This window comes from Colwellia psychrerythraea (assembly GCF_000764185.1).
Taxonomy (GTDB): Bacteria; Pseudomonadota; Gammaproteobacteria; order Enterobacterales; family Alteromonadaceae; genus Colwellia; species Colwellia psychrerythraea_B.
Genome location: NZ_JQEC01000042.1, coordinates 164177 through 183967, shown reverse-complemented (window position 1 = coordinate 183967; position 19791 = coordinate 164177). Strand labels below are relative to the sequence as shown.

Here is a 19791-nt window from a genome sequence, read left to right as displayed (position 1 = left end):
CGTTAAGCGGTTATCATAATCAATTCACATAAGGTGGCAGATATACTCGGTACCAAGGTAACGGGTATAGCCACTGATAATTATCACTAAATGGTTTAAATAAGATGTTTGGAAGTTTGTTAACAAAAATGTTTGGTAGTCGAAATGATAGATTGCTGAAACAAATGGGTAAAGAAGTTACTAAGATCAATGCACTTGAACCCGTTTTAGAAGCGTTAAGTGATGAAGAATTAAAAGCTAAAACCATTGAGTTCAAAGACCGGTTTTCTCAAGGGGAAACTGTAGAACAATTGTTAGCAGAAGCTTTTGCTGTGGTAAGAGAAGCCAGTAAACGTGTATTTAGCATGCGCCATTTTGATGTGCAAATGATTGGTGGCATGGTACTTAATGAAGGCAAAATTGCTGAAATGAGAACTGGTGAAGGTAAAACTCTAACTGCAACTTTACCCTCATATTTAAACGCATTAACAGGTAAGGGTGTTCATGTTATTACGGTTAATGATTATTTAGCTACGCGTGATGCCGATTGGAGCCGTCCTTTATTTGAGTTTCTTGGTTTAACTGTTGGTTGTAATGTCGCAGGCATGACAACTGAAGATAAACAAGCAGCATATCAATCAGATATCACTTACGGTACCAATAATGAATTTGGTTTTGATTATTTACGTGACAATATGGTGTTCTCTCCGCAAGAACGCTCTCAAAAACCATTGCACTTTGCCATTATCGATGAAGTCGATTCAATCTTAATTGATGAAGCAAGAACGCCACTTATCATATCTGGTCAAGCTGAAGATAGTTCAGCATTGTATAAAACCATCAATGTTGTTGTACCAACGCTTGAACAACAAGAAGAAGAAGATAAAGAAGGTGAAGAAAGTACTGGTGATTACACCATTGATGAAAAAGCCAAACAAGTTTATTTAACCGAACGTGGTCAAATTCATATTGAAGAAATTATGGTGGAAAAAGAGTTGTTAATTGCTGGGGATACCTTATTTTCAGCAGCTAATATCACTTTATTACATCATGTTATGGCGGCACTTCGTGCTCATAAACTATTTCAAAAAGATGTTGATTATATCGTTAAAGACGGTGAAGTAGTTATTGTTGATGAGCACACCGGTCGAACTATGGAAGGTCGTCGTTGGTCTGAAGGTCTTCATCAGGCTGTAGAAGCAAAAGAAGGCGTTAATATTCAAAATGAAAATCAGACACTAGCTTCAATTACTTTCCAAAACTACTTTAGAATTTATCAAAAACTATCAGGTATGACAGGTACTGCCGATACTGAAGCGTTTGAATTTAATCATATCTATGGCTTAGAAACCGTTATTATCCCAACCAATCAGCCTATGGTTCGTAAAGATTTGGCTGATCTGATTTACTTAACGGGTGATGAAAAATTTGAAGCTATTTTAGCTGACATTCAAGATTGCGTAAAACGTGGTCAACCAGTATTGGTTGGTACTATTGCCATTGAGACTTCAGAGTTTTTATCTGACTTCTTGAAGAAACAAAAAATTAAGCACAAAGTACTTAATGCCAAATTCCATCAACAAGAAGCTGAAATTGTTGCTGATGCGGGTAAAGAAGGTGCAGTGACTATTGCTACCAATATGGCAGGTCGTGGTACTGATATCGTTTTAGGTGGTAATTTGGATGCCATAATCGCAAAATTAACCAACGCTAGTGAAGACGATATTGCTAAAGCTAAAGCGCAGTGGAAAATTGACCATGATCGTGTGCTTGAGTTAGGCGGTTTACATATAGTTGCGACAGAACGTCATGAATCGCGTCGAATTGATAACCAATTACGTGGTCGTTCAGGTCGTCAAGGCGATGAAGGCTCCACTCGTTTTTACTTATCAATGGAAGATTCATTGATGCGTATATTTGCCTCTGAGCGTATTTCAAATATGATGCGCAAGTTAGGTATGGAACATGGCGAAGCAATTGAACACCCTTGGGTAACTCGTAGTATCGAAAACGCCCAGCGAAAAGTTGAAGGTCGTAACTTTGATATGCGTAAGCAGTTATTAGAGTACGATGATGTTGCTAATGATCAACGTGGTGTTATCTATGAACAACGTAATGAATTACTAGATAATGAAGAGATTGGTGAAGTTGTTGATGCTATTCGTAGCGACGTCATAAATGGTGTCATTGACCAACATATTCCTCGTCAATCATTAGACGAGATGTGGGATATTCAAGGCCTTGAAGAACAATTGAAAGGTGATTACGCTACAGACTTAACTATTGCAAAGTGGCTTGAACAAGATAATAAGCTTCATGAAGAAAGCTTGCGTGAGAAAATTGTCACTGAATTTGAACAAGCTTATAAAGATAAAGAAGCAGCAGTTGGCGTAGATGTGCTACGTCAGTTTGAAAAAGCGGTGATGTTACAAAGCTTAGACTCACATTGGAAAGAACATTTATCAGCAATGGATCATTTACGCCAGGGTATCGGCTTGCGTGCTCACGCTCAGAAGAATCCTAAACAAGAGTTTAAGCGCGAATCTTTTCAGTTGTTTACCGAAATGTTAGATAACTTAAAGTTTGATGTAGTTGGTATTTTGTCTAAAGTACAAATTCGTGCTGAGTCTGATGTCGAAGCCGTAGAAGAGCAACGTAGAAAGGCTGAAGAAATTCCAATGGACTTTAAACATCAATCGATTACCAATCCTAATGAAGATAGACAAATGCCTCGTGTAGGTCGTAATGAAGTATGTCCTTGCGGCTCAGGTAAAAAGTATAAGCAGTGTCATGGTAAGTTAGCTTAACTTAATATTGTTATTAAAAATGCCAGTCAAATGACTGGCATTTTTTTTTCGCTTCACTTCGAAGTCGAGTAGTTGTTATTAGAAGAGAAATTATGAATAAAATTGTTCATGTTGCCGTAGGCATTATTACCCGAACGAGTGAAGAAGCTAGTACTCAATACTTTTTAACCAAACGTCTTGAAGCCGCTCACCAGGGAGGAAAGTGGGAATTCCCTGGTGGTAAGTTGGAAAGTAATGAAACAGTTGCACAAGCGCTGGCTAGAGAGCTTAAAGAGGAGGTGGCGATTGATGTTTTATCTTGTCAACCACTGCTCAAGATTGAGCATACTTACCGCGGTAAAGAAGGAACAGAGCAGGGAGATAAAACAGTTTGTTTAGATGTATTTATTGTCGATAATTTTATTGGTGAGCCAAGTGCCCAAGAAGGGCAGGGTGAGGGTTGGTTTACCTTAAGTGTATTGTCCACACTTAGTTTTCCAGAAGCCAATAGGGCTATTATTGAAAAACTCTTAGAACAAGCATCCATATAAAACGCAAGTTATTCAGGTTCAACAAAAAACTTATTGTTCATTAAAAACTCATCTTCCATTGCATCTAGCATTTCTTCTGATAAAACTGTGTCTACTTGAATATTTTGGCTGATTTTGTGGTTTTCGTCTGCCCACTCACCAAGATCAATTAATTGGCAACGTTTGCTACAAAAAGGACGGAACTCGCTACTTGCTTGCCATTCTACAGATTTTTGGCATTGAGGGCAGGGGACTTTTAATGTCATGTGGTAATATCATGTAAAACTATAATTATAACTAATTATACACTAAAGTTTAGCAGATTGAATTAACAGAAAATGAGTGAAACTTTAAGGCAATAATTTGCTGAGACTCGTTAACAGCGAGCTAATTGAAACACGGTTGTCTGATTTGCGTACCTGCGACCTGTGTGTTGGCATGGGAGCATGAAACGAATGGAGTAGCGGAACTTGTTACCGCTAATTGTAGGATAATACTTAGCCCCTTGCGCTAACTGTATCCGCAACAATAACAGACCCTCACCATTATCTTGGTAAAAGCCACTGTCAACTTCAATATTTTCGAATTCAGCACGTAAACGAATGAATTTCAAGATAATGGCTAAAGCGGAGGATATATCACTTAACAGGTTAAGCCATTGTTGAATCTCTTGTTTTGTCTTACTTTCATCTTGGTGCAGCCAAAAATGTAATTGTGGTAAGTCAAAACTAGAGCTACCGCCTTGAATTGCAAAGCGCTGTTTTAAACAAGACAGTAGTTTATCTTCTTTGAGTTGACCCCAGGTAGGTCGTGGAATTCTCAGGTGACTTACTAACTTTACGGTTTCTGCCAGATTCTTTTCTAGTGCGCTAGTATCGACATCTGGAACTTTAGACCATACAACTAAATTTTGTTCTAATTTTTCTAGATCTTTAATCAAATCACCACGGACATCGTTTCGTTCTAGTGTGTCTAAAATAGAGAATAGCGCATTGAAAAATACTTGGTGGCTAGTTTTGATGCTTAGGTCGCTGCTAAGACAAGTGAATGCCTGAGCAAAAAGTTGCTCAAGCTTAAGATAATTTCTTATGCGCTCATTAAGCGGATGTTCATATAAGACCGTAGACATAAAAATTTTGAACTACTGAACCTGAGGTTAAAATTAAAGAACGAATTATTTTATTGTTGATTTTTAAACCATTTTTGTCAAGGATAAATACTTTTTATCAAGTGATATGACAAGTTCTTTAATTTCTTGCTGGCTGATAGTGTCATTGTTAATCACGTCGTCAGCTACTTCTAGTCTCTCTGCACGACTTGTTTGACTAGCTAAGATAGCTTTAATCTCTGTTAAGGTGCTCGTATCTCTTAGCATGGTACGTTCTATCTGAGTAATTTCACTAACATCAGTAATTAATACACGATTAACTAGTGATAATAAATTGTTTTCAATAAGTAAAGGCGCCACTAAAATGCAATATGGACTTGTTGAGTTTTTAGTTTGCTTAATGATACCAACACGTATTAATGGATGTAATAAAGCATTAAGCCACAGTTTGTCAGCTTCATTGCTAAAGATACGGCTTCTCAATAAACCACGGTTTAGATTACCGTCGTTTTGTATATAATTTTCGCCAAAGTGATCAGCAATAGCCGTTAAAGCAGGGCTATTGACAGCGACCACTTCTCTAGCGATGACATCAGCATCAATTACATCAATGCCTAATTCAAGGAAATAATTGGTAATCGTGGTCTTACCACTACCAATACCGCCAGTAAGACCAATAATTAGTTCAGACATTGTGCAAGAGACTTATAAATTAAAGAAATTTTTGTAAATACCAAGACCAAATACCCTCACCCCATAATAAGGTGAGCCAACCAGCTACAGCTAAATAAGGACCAAAAGGTATGCCTTGTTCTTTTTGATGATTTTTGAATAACATTAAAGCAATACCTACAATAGCACCGACGACAGATGCCATAAGAATAAGTAATGGTAATAATTGCCAGCCTAGCCAAGCACCAAATACAGCAAACAATTTAAAGTCACCATAACCCATACCCTCTTTTCCCGTCATCAACTTAAAGAGCCAAAAGACAGAAAATAGGCTCATATAACCAACAGCGGCGCCAATTACAGCGTCTGTTAATGGGATAAAAGTACCGTTTATATTTATCAGTAAACCGAGCCATAATAACGGTAAGGTTATTTGATCAGGTAATAACATATGATCAAAATCAATCATGGTGAGTGTTATTAACCCCCAAGTGAGTAATAAAACCCATAGGGTTGTTATAGTAACGCCAAAGTGTTGTGCAACAATAAGACTTAATAGCATGGTTGATATTTCAATTAAAGGATAACGTACAGAAATACTATTTGTACATTGACTACATTTCCCTTTTAAAAACAACCAGCTCAATACAGGAATGTTTTCGTAAAATCGAATTTTATGCCCACAACTAGGACAGGTAGAGTCAGGTTTTGATAATGTGACAGGAGTAAATTTTTTAGCTTCAACATCACTTACTTCCTCAGCTAAATATTCCCGGCATTCATGGTACCAAGTATACTCCATCATTTTCGGAGTACGATAAATAACTACATTGAGAAAGCTACCAATGGCTAATGATATTAGGCTAACTGTGATGTAAAAGAAGCTAGGATATTGAAGGAATAACAAGGATAAATTGTTGATAAAAGATAAAAAAGTATTGTCTAACAAAGTGAAGTCCACATTTTAATCTGAAGTTACAAGTGAATGAATTTAGAGATAAAATGGAAGAGTATTGATATATTACTTTTCCATTTTAAGATAGGTTTATACAACTTTACCTATTTCAAATATTGGTAAGTACATGGCAATAATCAAGCCACCGATAACAACACCTAATACAGCCATAATCATCGGCTCCAACAAAGCGGTTAAACCATCTACAGCATCATCTACTTGTTGCTCATATACATTTGCCACTTTGGATAACATATCGTCAACAGCGCCAGACTCTTCCCCAATCGCAACCATTTGTATAACCATGTCAGGGAATATTTTACAGTTACGCATCGCTAAATTCATTTGCATACCAGAGGAAACTTCAGCACGTACTTCTAAAATAGCCTCTCTAAATACAGCGTTACCAGACGCGCCAGCTGCGGACTCTAAGGCATCTATCAATGGTACGCCAGCGGCAAAGGTTGTAGATAATGTTCTAGCATACCGTGCTACTGCGGCTTTTTCTAATAAATCACCAATTACGGGCAGCTTTAAAATGTTCTTATCAACACTGTCACGAAATTTAAGACTATTTCTGTGGGCACGTTTAAATAGAAATGATGCTAGATAAAGTCCTGCCAAGCCGAAATACCAATAAGCTTGCATAAATTCGGATATGCCAATTACGAATTGTGTGAATGCTGGTAACTCAGCACCAAAACTAGAAAATATCTCCTGAAAAACAGGTACTACAAAGATAAGCAAAATAGAGGTTACTATTGCCGCTACAACTAAAACAGCTATTGGATAGGTCATTGCCTTTTTAATTTTACTCTTAAGTGCTTCAGCTTTTTCTTTATAGGTAGCAATACGAGCATAGATAGTTTCTAACGAACCTGATTGCTCGCCTGAAGCTACCAGATCACAATACAGATCATCAAAATATAGCGGGTGATCACGTAAACAGTCTGACAAAGGGATACCTGAAGATAGTTTGATACCAATATCACCTAGAAGCTTTCGCATTTTACCATTATTATGACCTGAACCAATCATCTCAATTGTTTGTACTAAGGGCACACCAGCTCCTAACATGGTAGATATTTGCCTAGTAATGACTGCGATATCACCAGGAGTTATTGGCTTGTCACCACTTAGGCCGAATAAGGGCTTAGCTTTCTTTTTGACACGACTTGGCGTTATACCCTGCTTACGCAATTGACTTTTCAATTCGATAACATTGTTCGCAGGAAGTTCACCGCTAATTTTCTTTCCTTTACGGTTAACACCTTGCCAAACAAAAATATCTTGTTCTTTTATTTTGTTTTTAGTTTTCTTACCTGCTGTAATCGCCATAATTAACTTTGTTCCATGAGTTACTTTATTCTTTGTTTCTTATTATCTTCAGTAAAGAATTATTTAATGCATAAATATTTTATTAAGTGTAAGCGAGTTGACTAAAGTATACTTTAGGCGCTAGTTACTCGATTAATTTCTTCTAAGCTTGTCATACCACTCATTGCTTTAATTATTCCAGACTGACGCAGATTGTTATAACCCTCTTTTTGACATTGTCGTGCAATGTCAAGAGAGTTACCACCTTCCATAATAATAGAAGCAATAACAGAGCTAATTTTAATCACTTCATAAATACCAACCCTGCCTTTGTAACCGCCGGTACAATGGGTGCAACCAACAGGCTTAAATAGTTTTATTTCAGCCAATTTGTCAGCAGGAAAACCTTGCTCAGCCAATTGCATCTCTGACAATGGTTCCTCTTCTTTACATTGGGGACATAAACGACGAGCTAAGCGCTGAGCAATTATAATGGACACAGAGCTAGCGACGTTATATGAAGGTACACCCATATTAAGTAAGCGAGTTAAAGTTTCAGCGGCTGAATTAGTATGTAGTGTTGATAACACTAAATGACCCGTTTGTGCAGCCTTGATTGATATTTCAGCTGTTTCAAGGTCTCGAATTTCACCAACCATAACAATATCGGGATCTTGGCGCAAAAATGATCGCAAAGCACTAGGGAAAGTTAAACCTGCGCGATTATTGATTTGAACTTGGTTAATTCCTTCAAGGTTAATCTCAACAGGATCCTCGGCTGTAGAAATATTCCGCTCTTGTGTATTGAGAATATTCAAACCGGTATAAAGTGATACTGTTTTACCTGAGCCGGTAGGGCCGGTAACTAAAATCATGCCCTGAGGTTGATCTAACGCTTCCATATAGATCTTCTTTTGCTCGGGCTCGTAACCAAGCATGTCGATACCAAGCATGGCACTTGAGGAGTCTAATATCCGCATAACAATTTTCTCACCCCACATAGTGGGAAGAGTACTAACACGAAAATCAATCGATTTTTTCTTAGATAGTGCTAATTTAATCCTGCCATCTTGGGGAACTCGTCGCTCAGCAATATCTAGCTTTGACATTACTTTTAATCTCGCAGCCATTCTTGATGAAAGCGATACAGGGGGCCTGGCAATTTCAGCTAATATACCATCAATACGAAAGCGAATACGGAAGGACTTTTCATAAGGTTCAAAATGTAAATCTGAGGCTCCTTTTTTAATCGCATCAAGTAATATTTTATTGATAAAAACAACAATAGGAGCATCGTCTTCACTGTTAGCTCTATCTTCTTCCTTTTTTGTATCTTCGACATCGATGCCAGCAAGTTCATCTGCATCAATATCGCTTATATCTAAAGCATCATTCTCATCTTCTAATACTTTTTCAATACAAGTTTGTAAGCTGGTTTCGTCACACAATATCAATTCAGTATTATAACCAGTATTAAATTGAATCTCTTCCAAGGCATCAAGGTTAGTTGGATCTGACATGGCAACAAATAGCACTTTGCCTCTAAGAAATAGTGGTAGTGCGTTGTGTTTGGATATCAATTTTTCGTTTCGAATTCCGTCAGGTATTAAACTAGTATCAAAATGAGAAAGTTGAATTTGAGGATAACCAAAACTTTTGGAGAGCACTTTGGCAATGCTATTACCATCAAGATTTTTGTTTTCTATCAGAAAGCGAATGAAAGGTTTGTTCTTTCCAACAAAGTCGGCGGCAATATCATCTATTGACTCTAATGGAATAAGGTTCTGCTTTGATAATGCAGATAATACACTGGATTGTTGATGGTTGCCTTTCATAACTTTTAGAGATAACCTCTTGGAAATATTAAAATAGTAGTTAACTGTTTTAGTGTAACTTATAACAGTAGAAAAGCATAAAAAGATTTATAAGACTTAGGTGATATAAATACAGGTAGTTTTATGGCTAAAAGCGTCTGATATTTAATGATATAACCAAGTATTTTTTAGAGTCTATAAAACTGAAGTTAATAAAAAAAGCTCCCTAAGGAGCTTTTATAAAAATTAATAATAGAAAGATTAAATTCTTTTTATTATTTAATTCAAATTAACATAAGTTAGCTGAAGTATTACTACAAACACCTGGAGCCCATGAAATTGCGCCAGAAGCAAGTAATGTGCCTGTTAATACATATGTTTCTGCAGTGTTCGGTGAGTTAGTCGCTGCAGTTGCGGTAATAATATATGTACCACCAGCAACACCAGAGCCAGCTGCAACACCTGGAGCAGTACCTGTAAGTGCTGTACCAGCAATATCAGCACCAGCGGTAACATCCGCAGGAACGCCAAACACATTTTTATTACAGTTACCAGAATTTGGAAGACCTTGTGTTTGAACACAGATAGATATTGCAGTTTTTATATTTGCAGCGGCTAATGTTGTCTCAGTAAACTCAGCACGTTTGGTATAGTCTTGATATGCAGGTAACGCTACTGCAGCCAAAATACCAATAATCGCTACAACGATCATTAATTCAATTAAAGTAAAACCTTTTTGTGCACTTTTTTTCATTTGTTGTAAGTTTTTCATATTGTATTTCCATTTATGTTTTACGGGGGCTAACTTCATACTGCGACAAATTTTTACAAATGTAAAATATTGTTGCGACTTTTTTTACTTTTATTCATTGGTTAACCCCTGAGCGATTACTTTATAACCCATTATTAACTATGAGTTAACTTTTGCTCGGAGCTTTTTACTTTATTAACAGTTGTTACGCTAAGGATTTTCAAACTTAATGTCAACTCATGCAAGCGCTATTTCACTCTAATGTGAGCCTTTTTAAGTGATGACACCTATATAGGTAATAACCGCAATAAATACAAATATTCTTAGTGCTGTTTACTTATATCATCGAACTAAGAGATCTTTGATATATTAAAATATACAATAATATGATGGTTCAGGCCATTACAGGCTATTACACCATACTCGTCACTTTATTCATGGTTATGCTTTTAGGTCGATTTAGGGATGTTTAACTTAACCATGCATATTAATAGTGTCGCTTGAACTAGCTTATATATAGTTAGATGAATTATATTAAAAAATAATGGCAATAGACGTGATCTTTATGCATTCTTTCTGTATAATCCGCGCTCCCTACGTTACAAATGCCTATTGTTTTGTGGATTCTTGTTTAAGTTCCCTATAAATAGAGGCGCTGGGCTCGATGCTCGAAGGGGCAATGGCGTAGTCCATTTAACCGGCAATTGAACTTTTTGTTTTTATTGTCATTTAAGTAACATATATAAGATTGGGTTTTTTAATGAAAACTTTTGTAGCAAAACCAGCAAGCGTACAACGCGAATGGTTCTTAGTGGACGCCGAAGATAAAACTTTAGGTCGTATCGCTACCGAAATTGCAAGCCGTTTACGCGGTAAGCATAAAGTAGAATATACACCTCACGTAGATACTGGCGATTATATCGTTGTTATCAATGCTGAGAAAGTACGTGTAACAGGTAACAAAGCGAAAGGTAAAATTTACTACTCGCATACTGAATTTCCTGGTGGTCTTAAGCAAATTAGCTTTGAAAAGTTAATTGAAAAAGCACCAACACGCGTTCTTGAATTTGCAGTGAAAGGCATGTTACCTAAAGGTCCTTTAGGTCGTGAAATGTTCCGCAAATTAAAAGTATATGCAGGCCCTGAGCATGCACATACAGCACAACAACCACAACTTTTGGAGCTATAAGCAATGGCTGATAATCAATATTACGGTACTGGTCGTCGCAAGAGCTCAACTGCTCGTGTGTTTATGAAAGCTGGTAACGGTGCAATCACAATTAACAAACGTGACATTTCTGAGTATTTCGGTCGTGAAACTGCTCGTATGGTTGTTCGTCAACCATTAGAGTTAGTTGAAATGTTAGAAAAGTTTGACTTCAACATCTCTGTAGTAGGCGGTGGTATTTCTGGTCAAGCTGGTGCAATTCGTCACGGTATTACTCGTGCATTAATGGAGTTTGATGAAACTTTACGTGGTTCTCTACGTGCTGCTGGATTCGTTACTCGTGATGCTCGTAAAGTTGAACGTAAGAAAGTTGGTCTTCATAAAGCACGTAAGAAGCCACAATTCTCAAAACGTTAATATTCGTCATATTCAGGATTTATACAGCATTGTCTACGCTGTTCGCCCAAGCCACTTAGTTAACCTAAGTTCAGGGGCTCACAACTTGACCGCTTTGTCTAAATCCAGACTATTTAGAATATATGCATTTAAAGAACCGACCTCGTGTCGGTTTTTTTATGCCCTGAAAAAATTTACCCTTTTGTTAATAATTCCTATTAACTCACCATAAATATCCTTTATTTATTCTATTTCAAAGTATTTCAAATTATTTCTGTTTTTACAGTGCCTAAGCCCCTTTTTACCTTGTAAAAAACACGCTATTTCTTTATGATCAGAAAAATTTTTTGTCGATATACCGCTTGGTATGAATTTGAGCTAACAAAAACAAACGCTGTGCTTGCTGGTTATGGTAAATTATCACTTAGTTTGTCAGAAAAAAATTGTTTTGTTAGTGTCTTAGTTGGAGAGTATGAATGAGCAATGTGCCTGTGAATAACGGCCGCAGACGCTTCTTAACGGCTGCTACGGCAGTGGTTGGTGGTGCTGGTGTGGTTGGAGCTGCTGTGCCTTTTATTGCTTCCTGGAACCCAAGTGCTCGCGCGAAAGCTGCGGGTGCTCCAGTTGAAGTTAATGTAGGTAAAATACAGCCTGGTCAATTAATCCGTGCAGAATGGCGTGGTAAACCCGTTTATGTTGTACGTAGAACGGAAAAAACGGTTAGTGAATTAGCTAAACATGATGACCAGTTGCGAGATCCAGATTCTGAAAAGGCACAACAGCCTGAATATGCTACTAATGCCTATCGTTCAATTAAACCTGAATTCTTAGTTGCTCTAGGTGTTTGTACTCATTTAGGGTGTGCACCTACTCATCACGGTGGCGATTTTGAACAGTTTGTTGAAGGCGTGCCAAACGGTTTCTTCTGTCCATGTCACGGTAGTAAATTTGATATGGCTGGCCGTGTTTTTCAAGGCGTTCCTGCACCATTAAACCTGGTAGTGCCGGAACATTCTTTTATCAGCGATGACACCTTATTAATTGGTGTTGGTCAAGGAGACGTATAATGTTAATGAAATTATTTACTGATTTCATGGGCTGGATTGATAAACGTTTGCCAGTGACTGACGCTTGGAACAAACATTTAGCACAATACCCAGCACCAAAAAACTTTAACTTTTGGTACTTTTTTGGCTCATTAGCTATGTTAGTACTTGTTAATCAAATCCTTACCGGTATTTGGTTAACGATGAACTATGAACCATCTGGCGATGGAGCATTTGCTTCTATTGAATATATTATGCGTGATGTCGACTTCGGTTGGTTATTACGTTATATGCATTCTACTGGTGCTTCAGCATTTTTTGTTGTTGTTTATATGCATATGATGCGCGGCCTAATGTATGGCTCATATCAAAAACCTCGTGAATTACTGTGGATCTTCGGTATGTTGATCTTCTTAGTACTTATGGCTGAAGCTTTCATGGGCTACTTATTACCATGGGGTAATATGTCGTATTGGGGTGCACAAGTAATTATTTCCTTGTTTGGTGCTGTACCAATTATTGGAGATGATTTAACACTGTGGATACGTGGTGATTACGTAATCTCTGGTGCGACTTTAAACCGTTTCTTCGCTTTACATGTTATCGCGATGCCTTTGGTATTAGTTATTTTAGTATTTTTACATATTCTTGCACTTCATGAGGTTGGTTCAAATAACCCTGAAGGTATCGATATTAAAAAGCCAAAAGGCAGTGTTAAACCTGAAGAATTAAGTAAATTTACTTTCCATAAACAATACAGTGAAAAGTACGATATTGTTGATGCGGTACCTTTCCATCCTTATTATTCCGTTAAAGATATTATGGGTGTTGCTGGCTTCTTATTCTTATTCTGTTGGGTAATGTTCTTCGCGCCAGAGGGTGGCGGTTACTTTATGGAAGCGCCAAACTTCACGCCGGCAAATGGTTTGAAAACTCCTGAGCATATTGCTCCGGTATGGTACTTTGGTCCTTTCTATACTATTTTGCGTGTTGTTCCTGATAAGTTATTAGGTGCGGTTGCTATGTTTGGTGCAATTGTAATGTTATTTGCTTTACCTTGGTTTGACCGTGGTACTGTGAAGTCGGTACGTTATCGTTCAAAATTACATTTAGTTAACTTAATTCAGTTTGCTATTTGTTTTGTTGTGCTTGGTGCATTAGGTACTATGCCTGCAACACCAACGGCTAATCTAATTGGCGTAATTGCTAGTTTTGGTTACTTCGGTTTCTTCATTGCATTGTGGTTCTACAGCAAGAATGAAAATACAAAACCAGTACCTGAGAGGATTGCAGACTAATGAAAAAATTAATTATAGCCGCTACTTTCGGCATTTTTGTTGGCTTAGTGGCACTTACACCATTAAGTGCTACAGCATCTGGTCCAAGTATTGCCTTAGATAACGCCAATAACGATTTATCTGATAAAGAATCTTTGAAAAAAGGTTTCAAAACTTATATCAATTATTGTTTAGGTTGCCATCAATTACAGTACCAACGTTATAACCGTACTTTTACCGATTTAGGTATTGAAGAAGCGGACGGTATTGCTAATTATATGTACACTGGCGATAAAGTTGGTGGTCATATTCTAAATAGCATGCCGAAAAAAGAAGCGGCAAGCTGGTTTGGTAGCGCGCCACCGGATTTAACTTTGGAAGCGCGTTTACGTAGTCCTGATTGGATCTATACTTACTTACGTTCATTCCATATTGATGAATCACGCCCATTTGGCGTAAATAATACCGTTTTTAAAGATGTTGGTATGCCACACGTATTGCAAGACTTGCAAGGTGTTAGCACTATTGACGAACATGGTAAACTTTCTCCAGCAATGGGTGGAACTTTAACTGCTGAAGAGTATGATGTAGTTGTTCGTGATTTAACTAACTTTTTAGAATATGTTGGTGAGCCAAATAAACTAGAGCGTAAAGCACTTGGTTATTGGGTATTAGCTTTCTTGTTCTTCTTCTTTATCCTTTCTTATTTCCTTAAGAAAGAGTACTGGAAAGACGTACATTAAGTTATTAATGCAGTAAATTTCAGGGGGATTTGATAGTTATATATCAGGTTCCCCTTTGTTAGTTTTTAAAGTAAATAATTTTGGAGGCTCTATGGCCGTAGCAGCAAATAAACGCTCTGTGATGACGTTGTTCTCTCATGCAGATGATATGTATAGTCATCAGACACGCATAGTTTTAGCAGAAAAAGGTGTTGGTGTTGATATCAACTTAGTTGATTTAGCTAATTTGCCAGAAGACTTATTGGACTTAAATCCATATGGTACAGTGCCAACTTTAATTGACCGTGAATTAGCTTTATATGAAGCAAAAATCATTGTTGAGTATTTAGATGAGCGTTTTCCACACCCACCATTAATGCCAGTTTACCCGGTATCACGTGGTCGTAGCCGTTTGATGATGCATCGTATCGAGCAAGATTGGTATAGCCTTACTAAAGTGATCATGTCAGGCACTACGGCAGAAGCAGCTAAAGCTCGTCAAGAGTTAAAAGAAAGTTTGTTAAGTATTGCGCCAATCCTAAATGAAGCACCATATTTTATGAGTGAAGAATACAGCTTAGTTGATTGTTATTTAGCACCGTTATTATGGCGTTTACCAGTATTTGGTATTGAGTTAGTTGGTCAAGGTTCAAAAGAGCTTAAAACGTACATGTTACGTCTGTTTGAACGTGAATCTTTCCAAGCATCACTCACTGAAACTGAGCGTGAATTACGCTTTGGTCATCCTGCCTAATGGAAGACGCAACACCTAGCTCAATGAGTTCGAATAAGCCTTATATAGTTAAGGCTTTCTATGAGTGGATTTCAGATAATGATCTAACACCATACATTATGGTCGACGTTAATGTTTATGGTGTTTTAGTACCAATGAATTATGTGGCTGACGGGCAAATTGTATTAAATATTGCTGGTTCAGCAGTTGGTACCATTGCATTAGGTGATAAAACTATTAATTTTAGTGCCCGTTTTGGCGGGAAATTAGAGCACATTACCGTACCTTATGGTGCTATCGGTGCTATCTATGCTAAAGAAAATGGTGCAGGAACTTCACTTCCTATCGAACATCCAGCTGAGGATGAAGATGACTTAGTCGATGAAGTACCAGAGAAGCCTAAATCTACTTTAAGTAGTGTTGCATCAACGGGTAGTGAAAAAGATAAATCAAACAAACCGAAAGGTAAAAGTAAAGCTAGCCTGAAAATTATTAAATAGTCTTACCTATTTTTAAAAATTGAAAGCTAAAATACAAAAACCTGTAAATATCATTGATATTTACAGGTTTTTTTTGTTTTAAGAATATGACTTAAAAGAGAATTGAATAACCTGAATTCTGGATAATGAGTATTTGATGTTTAAGTAAAAACAAAAACTTAGGCTGTTAGCAACAAAATTAACTAGCGGTAGACTCTATTAATGTTTCAATTTATTCTATTATCAAGGCAAAACGTCGATGAATAACAGGTTCTTTATCTATGTTTTAACGCTGAAAATCGGATAAAGGGGGATTTTGAATAAGTACTGCTATCCATAGTTTAAATTAAAGATATTCAAAGGCTTTAATCACACGACTGACACCGTTAATATTACGAGCTATTTCAACAACAATGTTTGCTTCCTCTTTTGTCACTAAACCTAATAAAAACACCTCTGAGTTCTCAGTAACAACCTTGATATCTTTGGCATTTACTTCTGAGTTTGCAAGTAAGGCAGACTTTACTTTAGAGGTTAACCAAATATCATTGCTCTTGGTTGTGACACTTACCATTGAGCTAATGCGAATCTGATTGTGTATGGTTATTATGTCAGGAACGTCTTGTATTGTTTTGATGGCAAGGTCTCTAAGGTAGCTGTTAGGTGCTTGCCCAACAATCACAACAGTACCATTCATACTAATAATATGAAGGTTGGTATTTTTTGCTAATGCCTTTTGCTTGTTCAGTTCATTATGGGCAACAAACTCGATGCTCTGGTCATCTATTTGTTTGCTGAAACTACGCCTGTCAGCAACCATAGTAGCACCGGCGGTAATGGCGACTACAGTGGCAACTGCACAGCCTTGCAAAGCTGACACAAGCATTAGCAAGCCAGCAATGTGTGCAGTTTTATCTTTAACTATATTTGTTAAAGAAAGCATTTATGAATCACCTTGAGGAAATAAGGTGCTATCAATTATTTCGCATAAACTGTGTATGACGATTAAATGTACTTCCTGAATTCTTGACGTTCTTGACGAAGGCACTCGTATTTCAACATCACTGTCACCGAGTAAACCCGAAATATCACCACCATCGCCACCAGTTAAGGCAATAATAGGTATATCACGTGATACTGCACTTTCTATCGCTTTTACCACGTTACGCGAGTTACCGCTGGTAGAAATAGCTAACAGGACATCGCCATTGTGACCAAGTGCTCTAATTTGTTTGGAAAAAACTTCATCATATTGATAGTCATTAGCGATAGAGGTGATAGTTGATATATCGCTATTAAGTGAGATGGCTGGCAAACTAGGTCGTTCAGTTTCATATTTATTCAGCAGCTGCGCACAAAAATGCTGAGCATGACCTGCAGAGCCGCCATTGCCACAAGAAATTATTTTATTACCACCTAATAAGCATTGCACCATCATCATGCCCGCATGCTCAATAGCTGGTGCTAGGAGCTCACTAGCCGCAATTTGAGTTTGAATGCTTTCGGTAAAATTATTTGTGATCTGTTCTAGCATGGAAAACTGACTCCGCGACAATATTGTCTATAATATTAATTTGTTTTATGAGCTTAAAAAGCATTTTTTAGCCAAGTAACCTGTGGATTGGCAATATCACCCTCAAGGGCTACGACATCAATACGACAGGGGGTATTATATTCATTTAAACCGACTTGATGCAGATAAAATGTTACGCAATGTTTAACTTTTTGTTGTTTACTCGCAGGTATAGCGGCAATAGCACCTCCAAATGCTTTATTTTTACGATACTTAACTTCAATAAAAACGTAAGTATCGCCATCAAGCATAATCAGATCAACTTCTCCTTGGCGACAGTGGTAGTTCTTGTCAATTAGGTTTAAGCCTTGTTTTGTTAGGTATTGCTCAGCAAGTTGCTCAGTAATTTTTCCTATATCTGTACAGGTAACACCTGTAGTTGCTGCGCGCTTACTCCATAACAATAGAGTCTACCTTATTGCCTTTATATACACCCCAAAGCAAACTGCGGGTTAAAATGCTGTTTTTATCTAGCTTTAATACGCCAGTTTGCCCCCAATGTTGCAAATGAGGGGCTTGTTGCATAAGTGGAATCTTGCTGATCAGTTGATAGCTGTCATAACCCATAGCAAAAAGTCGGGATAAGCCATCACTACGTTTTGGCCAAAGTTGTTGACTAAGTGCAGCTAATTTTGGATTTTGTTCACTAGTTAATAACCACGGGATTTCAGTAAAAGTTAACCCTTGTAAGTCACTGTTACTACTGTAGTCGCTACGAGTGCTATGACTTCGTGAACTAGCAAACACCGGTATGATTTCCGCGAACGGGCTAATATTAACTTCAATATAAGGTTTTACTAAACGCGTTTTATCAGGGGTGCCAACAAGATAAATCATATCTATATCACGTCTGTTGCGAGTTTGCGTTTTTATACTTTGACTCAGTCGACTTTCAAGATTTTTTATTCGAACCTTACTTTTATCAACAGATAGAATTGCTTTTATATTGGCTTGCATTTGAGCACCGGTATCGTAATAAACTACCTCTATAGTATTGCCAGTTATACGCTGCCACTGTTTAACAAAAGCTTGCGCTATACGTTTACTGACAATGTTTTTTTGGCTTAGCACTATCGGGTGTTGATAACTTTGCCGACTAAGGGTTGATGCTGCTTGATTAGCTTCATCTTCTGGGCGCATAGATAACACAGTATGTTGCTGTGTTAGTGAAGAAGAGGCCGGTATATTTAGTAATAACGTCGCAATAGCAGTGGAGTTAGCGGCTGGCTTTAAATAATTTTCTATGGCAGAGTCACTATCAATAGCAGCTAAGTAATCAACTGACTGTTTGAGGCTGTAACTTTCAGCGTTTACGGGGGCCTGATTGCCGTCAAGGGTAAACAAACCAGAGTTAGCATTAAGCATATAATCATTTTGCGATTGTGCTTGGACACTTGTATGGCTGATGTACTTGTCTACATTGGATTTTAGTAAAGGGCCAATGACGTAATCTATTTTTTTTGTCGATAATTCATTTGTTAGGCCATACCAGTTAATAGTATTACTGTCTAAAAAATGCAGTGTCTTGGTTTCATTATTATTGAAACTCGCTAATATTCCTTGCTGTATAGCTAAACCATACGAGCGCTGACTACCTGTTAACGGTAATATTACCGCTATATTTTCAATGTTTTTTGGAACAATTACTTGCGTAGATAACTGTTGTGCAATGATATTAGCAGGATGAATTTTGAAATTATTTTGCCATATCTTCAGGTGATATTGCATCAGATTTTTTTTGTTAGTAAACTTATTTGCGATAGCCGTTAGCTTTAACCAACCCTCGCTATTGGGCGCTTTATCTAATGCAATTAAACTTAACTGCCATTGAGATAGGATTTGAAATTGCTGCCAAATATCAGTAATTTGTTGTGAGCTTTGTTCACTGCTGTTTGTTGTTGAAAAAGCGAATAATTGCGCATTTAAAGCGGCAATAGGCTGCTGCTTCTGATGAAAGGCAATACTGAGTAATCGGTAGTATGTGGCTGTAAGTGTGATGCCATTTTCGCTAGCATATTGTTCTAATTGATTTAGCTGTAAAAAACTTTCCTGATAGTAACCTAACTGTTGCAGGCTATTGGCTTTAATTAAAGCCAATTGTACTTTTTCTTGGGTATAGTTAGCTATTTGACCATCGATTAAAGGCAGCGTTTTATCTGCAAGCCAAAGCGCTTTTAGGTAATTTTCTTTTTGAAAAAATAATTTTGTTGCTGTAATTAGTTCACTTACCGCTTCGTTATTTGTTAACGTTTTTGCAAGCGCTAAATGTTGCTCAGCAGATAAGTCACCGGAGTCAATGACCATTTCATCAATCTCTGTGCCTGTTTTAGTAACGGTTGGTGTTAAAGGTGGCTCTTTAGTACTACAACTTGCAAGTAATGTCAGTAATAAAGCAGGGAGAATCAGAGATTTTATTTGTTGAATATACATTGAAAAATTGTTTAATCCTATTAACTTGATTCTTACCAGTAAAGACGCTGTTTTT

Annotated in this window: 21 protein-coding genes; 10 read left to right on the top strand and 11 right to left on the bottom strand. The window is 37.4% G+C overall.

The genetic code is table 11. The annotated features are described in order from the left end of the window. Positions 1 to 104: 104 nt before the first annotated feature. The gene (gene secA / locus GAB14E_RS07825; protein ID WP_033083100.1) at positions 105 to 2786 is read left to right on the top strand and encodes a preprotein translocase subunit SecA; all 2682 of its coding nucleotides are present in this window, start codon (positions 105 to 107) and stop codon (positions 2784 to 2786) included. A gap of 92 nt (positions 2787 to 2878) precedes the next feature. After that, on the top strand, positions 2879 to 3316 hold the full coding sequence (gene mutT / locus GAB14E_RS07830; RefSeq protein ID WP_033083099.1) for an 8-oxo-dGTP diphosphatase MutT: 438 nt from the start codon (positions 2879 to 2881) through the stop codon (positions 3314 to 3316). Positions 3317 to 3324: 8 nt separating this feature from the next. Here mutT and yacG read toward each other — a convergent pair whose 3' ends face one another. From yacG to GAB14E_RS07865, 7 genes are all read right to left on the bottom strand, one after another. Continuing rightward, positions 3325 to 3561, bottom strand: a complete 237-nt coding sequence (gene yacG / locus GAB14E_RS07835) for a DNA gyrase inhibitor YacG (protein WP_033083098.1) — start codon at positions 3559 to 3561, stop codon at positions 3325 to 3327. A 110-nt stretch (positions 3562 to 3671) separates the two neighbouring features. Further along, entirely contained in the window at positions 3672 to 4424 is a 753-nt protein-coding gene (gene zapD / locus GAB14E_RS07840; RefSeq protein WP_033083097.1) for a cell division protein ZapD, read from the bottom strand. A 63-nt stretch (positions 4425 to 4487) separates the two neighbouring features. After that, a complete protein-coding gene (gene coaE, locus GAB14E_RS07845) occupies positions 4488 to 5096 on the bottom strand; it encodes a dephospho-CoA kinase (RefSeq protein WP_033083096.1) in 609 nt (202 codons plus the stop codon). Positions 5097 to 5115: 19 nt separating this feature from the next. Continuing rightward, positions 5116 to 5997 (bottom strand): prepilin peptidase, encoded by an 882-nt coding sequence (locus GAB14E_RS07850; protein WP_052093828.1) that lies wholly within the window; start codon positions 5995 to 5997, stop codon positions 5116 to 5118. A 123-nt stretch (positions 5998 to 6120) separates the two neighbouring features. Further along, positions 6121 to 7368 (bottom strand): type II secretion system F family protein, encoded by a 1248-nt coding sequence (locus GAB14E_RS07855; RefSeq protein WP_033083095.1) that lies wholly within the window; start codon positions 7366 to 7368, stop codon positions 6121 to 6123. Between the two features lie 113 nt (positions 7369 to 7481). Continuing rightward, entirely contained in the window at positions 7482 to 9182 is a 1701-nt protein-coding gene (gene pilB, locus GAB14E_RS07860) for a type IV-A pilus assembly ATPase PilB (RefSeq protein WP_033083094.1), read from the bottom strand. A gap of 268 nt (positions 9183 to 9450) precedes the next feature. Beyond that, positions 9451 to 9915, bottom strand: coding sequence for a pilin (locus GAB14E_RS07865; RefSeq protein ID WP_033083171.1), 465 nt, complete (start codon positions 9913 to 9915; stop codon positions 9451 to 9453). A 757-nt stretch (positions 9916 to 10672) separates the two neighbouring features. Between GAB14E_RS07865 and rplM the strand changes: the two genes are divergently transcribed. The 8 genes from rplM (at position 10673) to GAB14E_RS07900 (ending at position 15754) form a co-directional block, all read left to right on the top strand. Then, on the top strand, positions 10673 to 11101 hold the full coding sequence (gene rplM / locus GAB14E_RS24895) for a 50S ribosomal protein L13 (RefSeq protein ID WP_019027184.1): 429 nt from the start codon (positions 10673 to 10675) through the stop codon (positions 11099 to 11101). Positions 11102 to 11104: 3 nt separating this feature from the next. Beyond that, positions 11105 to 11497, top strand: coding sequence for a 30S ribosomal protein S9 (gene rpsI, locus GAB14E_RS24890; RefSeq protein ID WP_033083093.1), 393 nt, complete (start codon positions 11105 to 11107; stop codon positions 11495 to 11497). 309 nt (positions 11498 to 11806) lie between these two features. Continuing rightward, entirely contained in the window at positions 11807 to 11956 is a 150-nt protein-coding gene (locus GAB14E_RS24885) for a hypothetical protein (RefSeq protein ID WP_156115749.1), read from the top strand. Continuing rightward, the gene (petA, locus tag GAB14E_RS07880) at positions 11953 to 12543 is read left to right on the top strand and encodes a ubiquinol-cytochrome c reductase iron-sulfur subunit (protein WP_033083092.1); all 591 of its coding nucleotides are present in this window, start codon (positions 11953 to 11955) and stop codon (positions 12541 to 12543) included. Before GAB14E_RS24885 ends, petA begins: the two co-directional genes overlap by 4 nt. Next, on the top strand, positions 12543 to 13820 hold the full coding sequence (locus tag GAB14E_RS07885) for a cytochrome b (RefSeq protein WP_197061225.1): 1278 nt from the start codon (positions 12543 to 12545) through the stop codon (positions 13818 to 13820). Before petA ends, GAB14E_RS07885 begins: the two co-directional genes overlap by 1 nt. After that, on the top strand, positions 13820 to 14542 hold the full coding sequence (locus GAB14E_RS07890) for a cytochrome c1 (protein WP_033083091.1): 723 nt from the start codon (positions 13820 to 13822) through the stop codon (positions 14540 to 14542). The genes GAB14E_RS07885 and GAB14E_RS07890 overlap by 1 nt, the downstream gene beginning before the upstream one ends. 91 nt (positions 14543 to 14633) lie before the next feature. After that, positions 14634 to 15275 carry a stringent starvation protein SspA gene (gene sspA / locus GAB14E_RS07895; RefSeq protein ID WP_033083090.1) on the top strand — a complete coding sequence of 214 codons (642 nt, stop codon included), beginning with the start codon at positions 14634 to 14636 and terminating at the stop codon, positions 15273 to 15275. Beyond that, the gene (locus tag GAB14E_RS07900; RefSeq protein ID WP_033083089.1) at positions 15275 to 15754 is read left to right on the top strand and encodes a ClpXP protease specificity-enhancing factor; all 480 of its coding nucleotides are present in this window, start codon (positions 15275 to 15277) and stop codon (positions 15752 to 15754) included. Before sspA ends, GAB14E_RS07900 begins: the two co-directional genes overlap by 1 nt. Positions 15755 to 16079: 325 nt before the next feature. On the opposite strand, the gene GAB14E_RS07905 is transcribed toward GAB14E_RS07900, so the two are convergent. Genes GAB14E_RS07905 through GAB14E_RS07920 form a run of 4 tightly spaced genes read right to left on the bottom strand, consistent with a single transcriptional unit; the run spans position 16080 to position 19736 of the window. Further along, positions 16080 to 16676, bottom strand: a complete 597-nt coding sequence (locus GAB14E_RS07905; RefSeq protein WP_052093817.1) for a BON domain-containing protein — start codon at positions 16674 to 16676, stop codon at positions 16080 to 16082. Then, positions 16677 to 17267, bottom strand: a complete 591-nt coding sequence (locus GAB14E_RS07910; protein WP_033083088.1) for a phosphoheptose isomerase — start codon at positions 17265 to 17267, stop codon at positions 16677 to 16679. It lies immediately after the preceding gene. Positions 17268 to 17320: 53 nt separating this feature from the next. After that, positions 17321 to 17710: a YraN family protein gene (locus GAB14E_RS07915; protein ID WP_081967849.1), complete on the bottom strand. Its 390-nt coding sequence runs from the start codon at positions 17708 to 17710 to the stop codon at positions 17321 to 17323. Next, a complete protein-coding gene (locus tag GAB14E_RS07920) occupies positions 17697 to 19736 on the bottom strand; it encodes a penicillin-binding protein activator (protein ID WP_081967848.1) in 2040 nt (679 codons plus the stop codon). Before GAB14E_RS07920 ends, GAB14E_RS07915 begins: the two co-directional genes overlap by 14 nt. Positions 19737 to 19791: the final 55 nt, after the last annotated feature.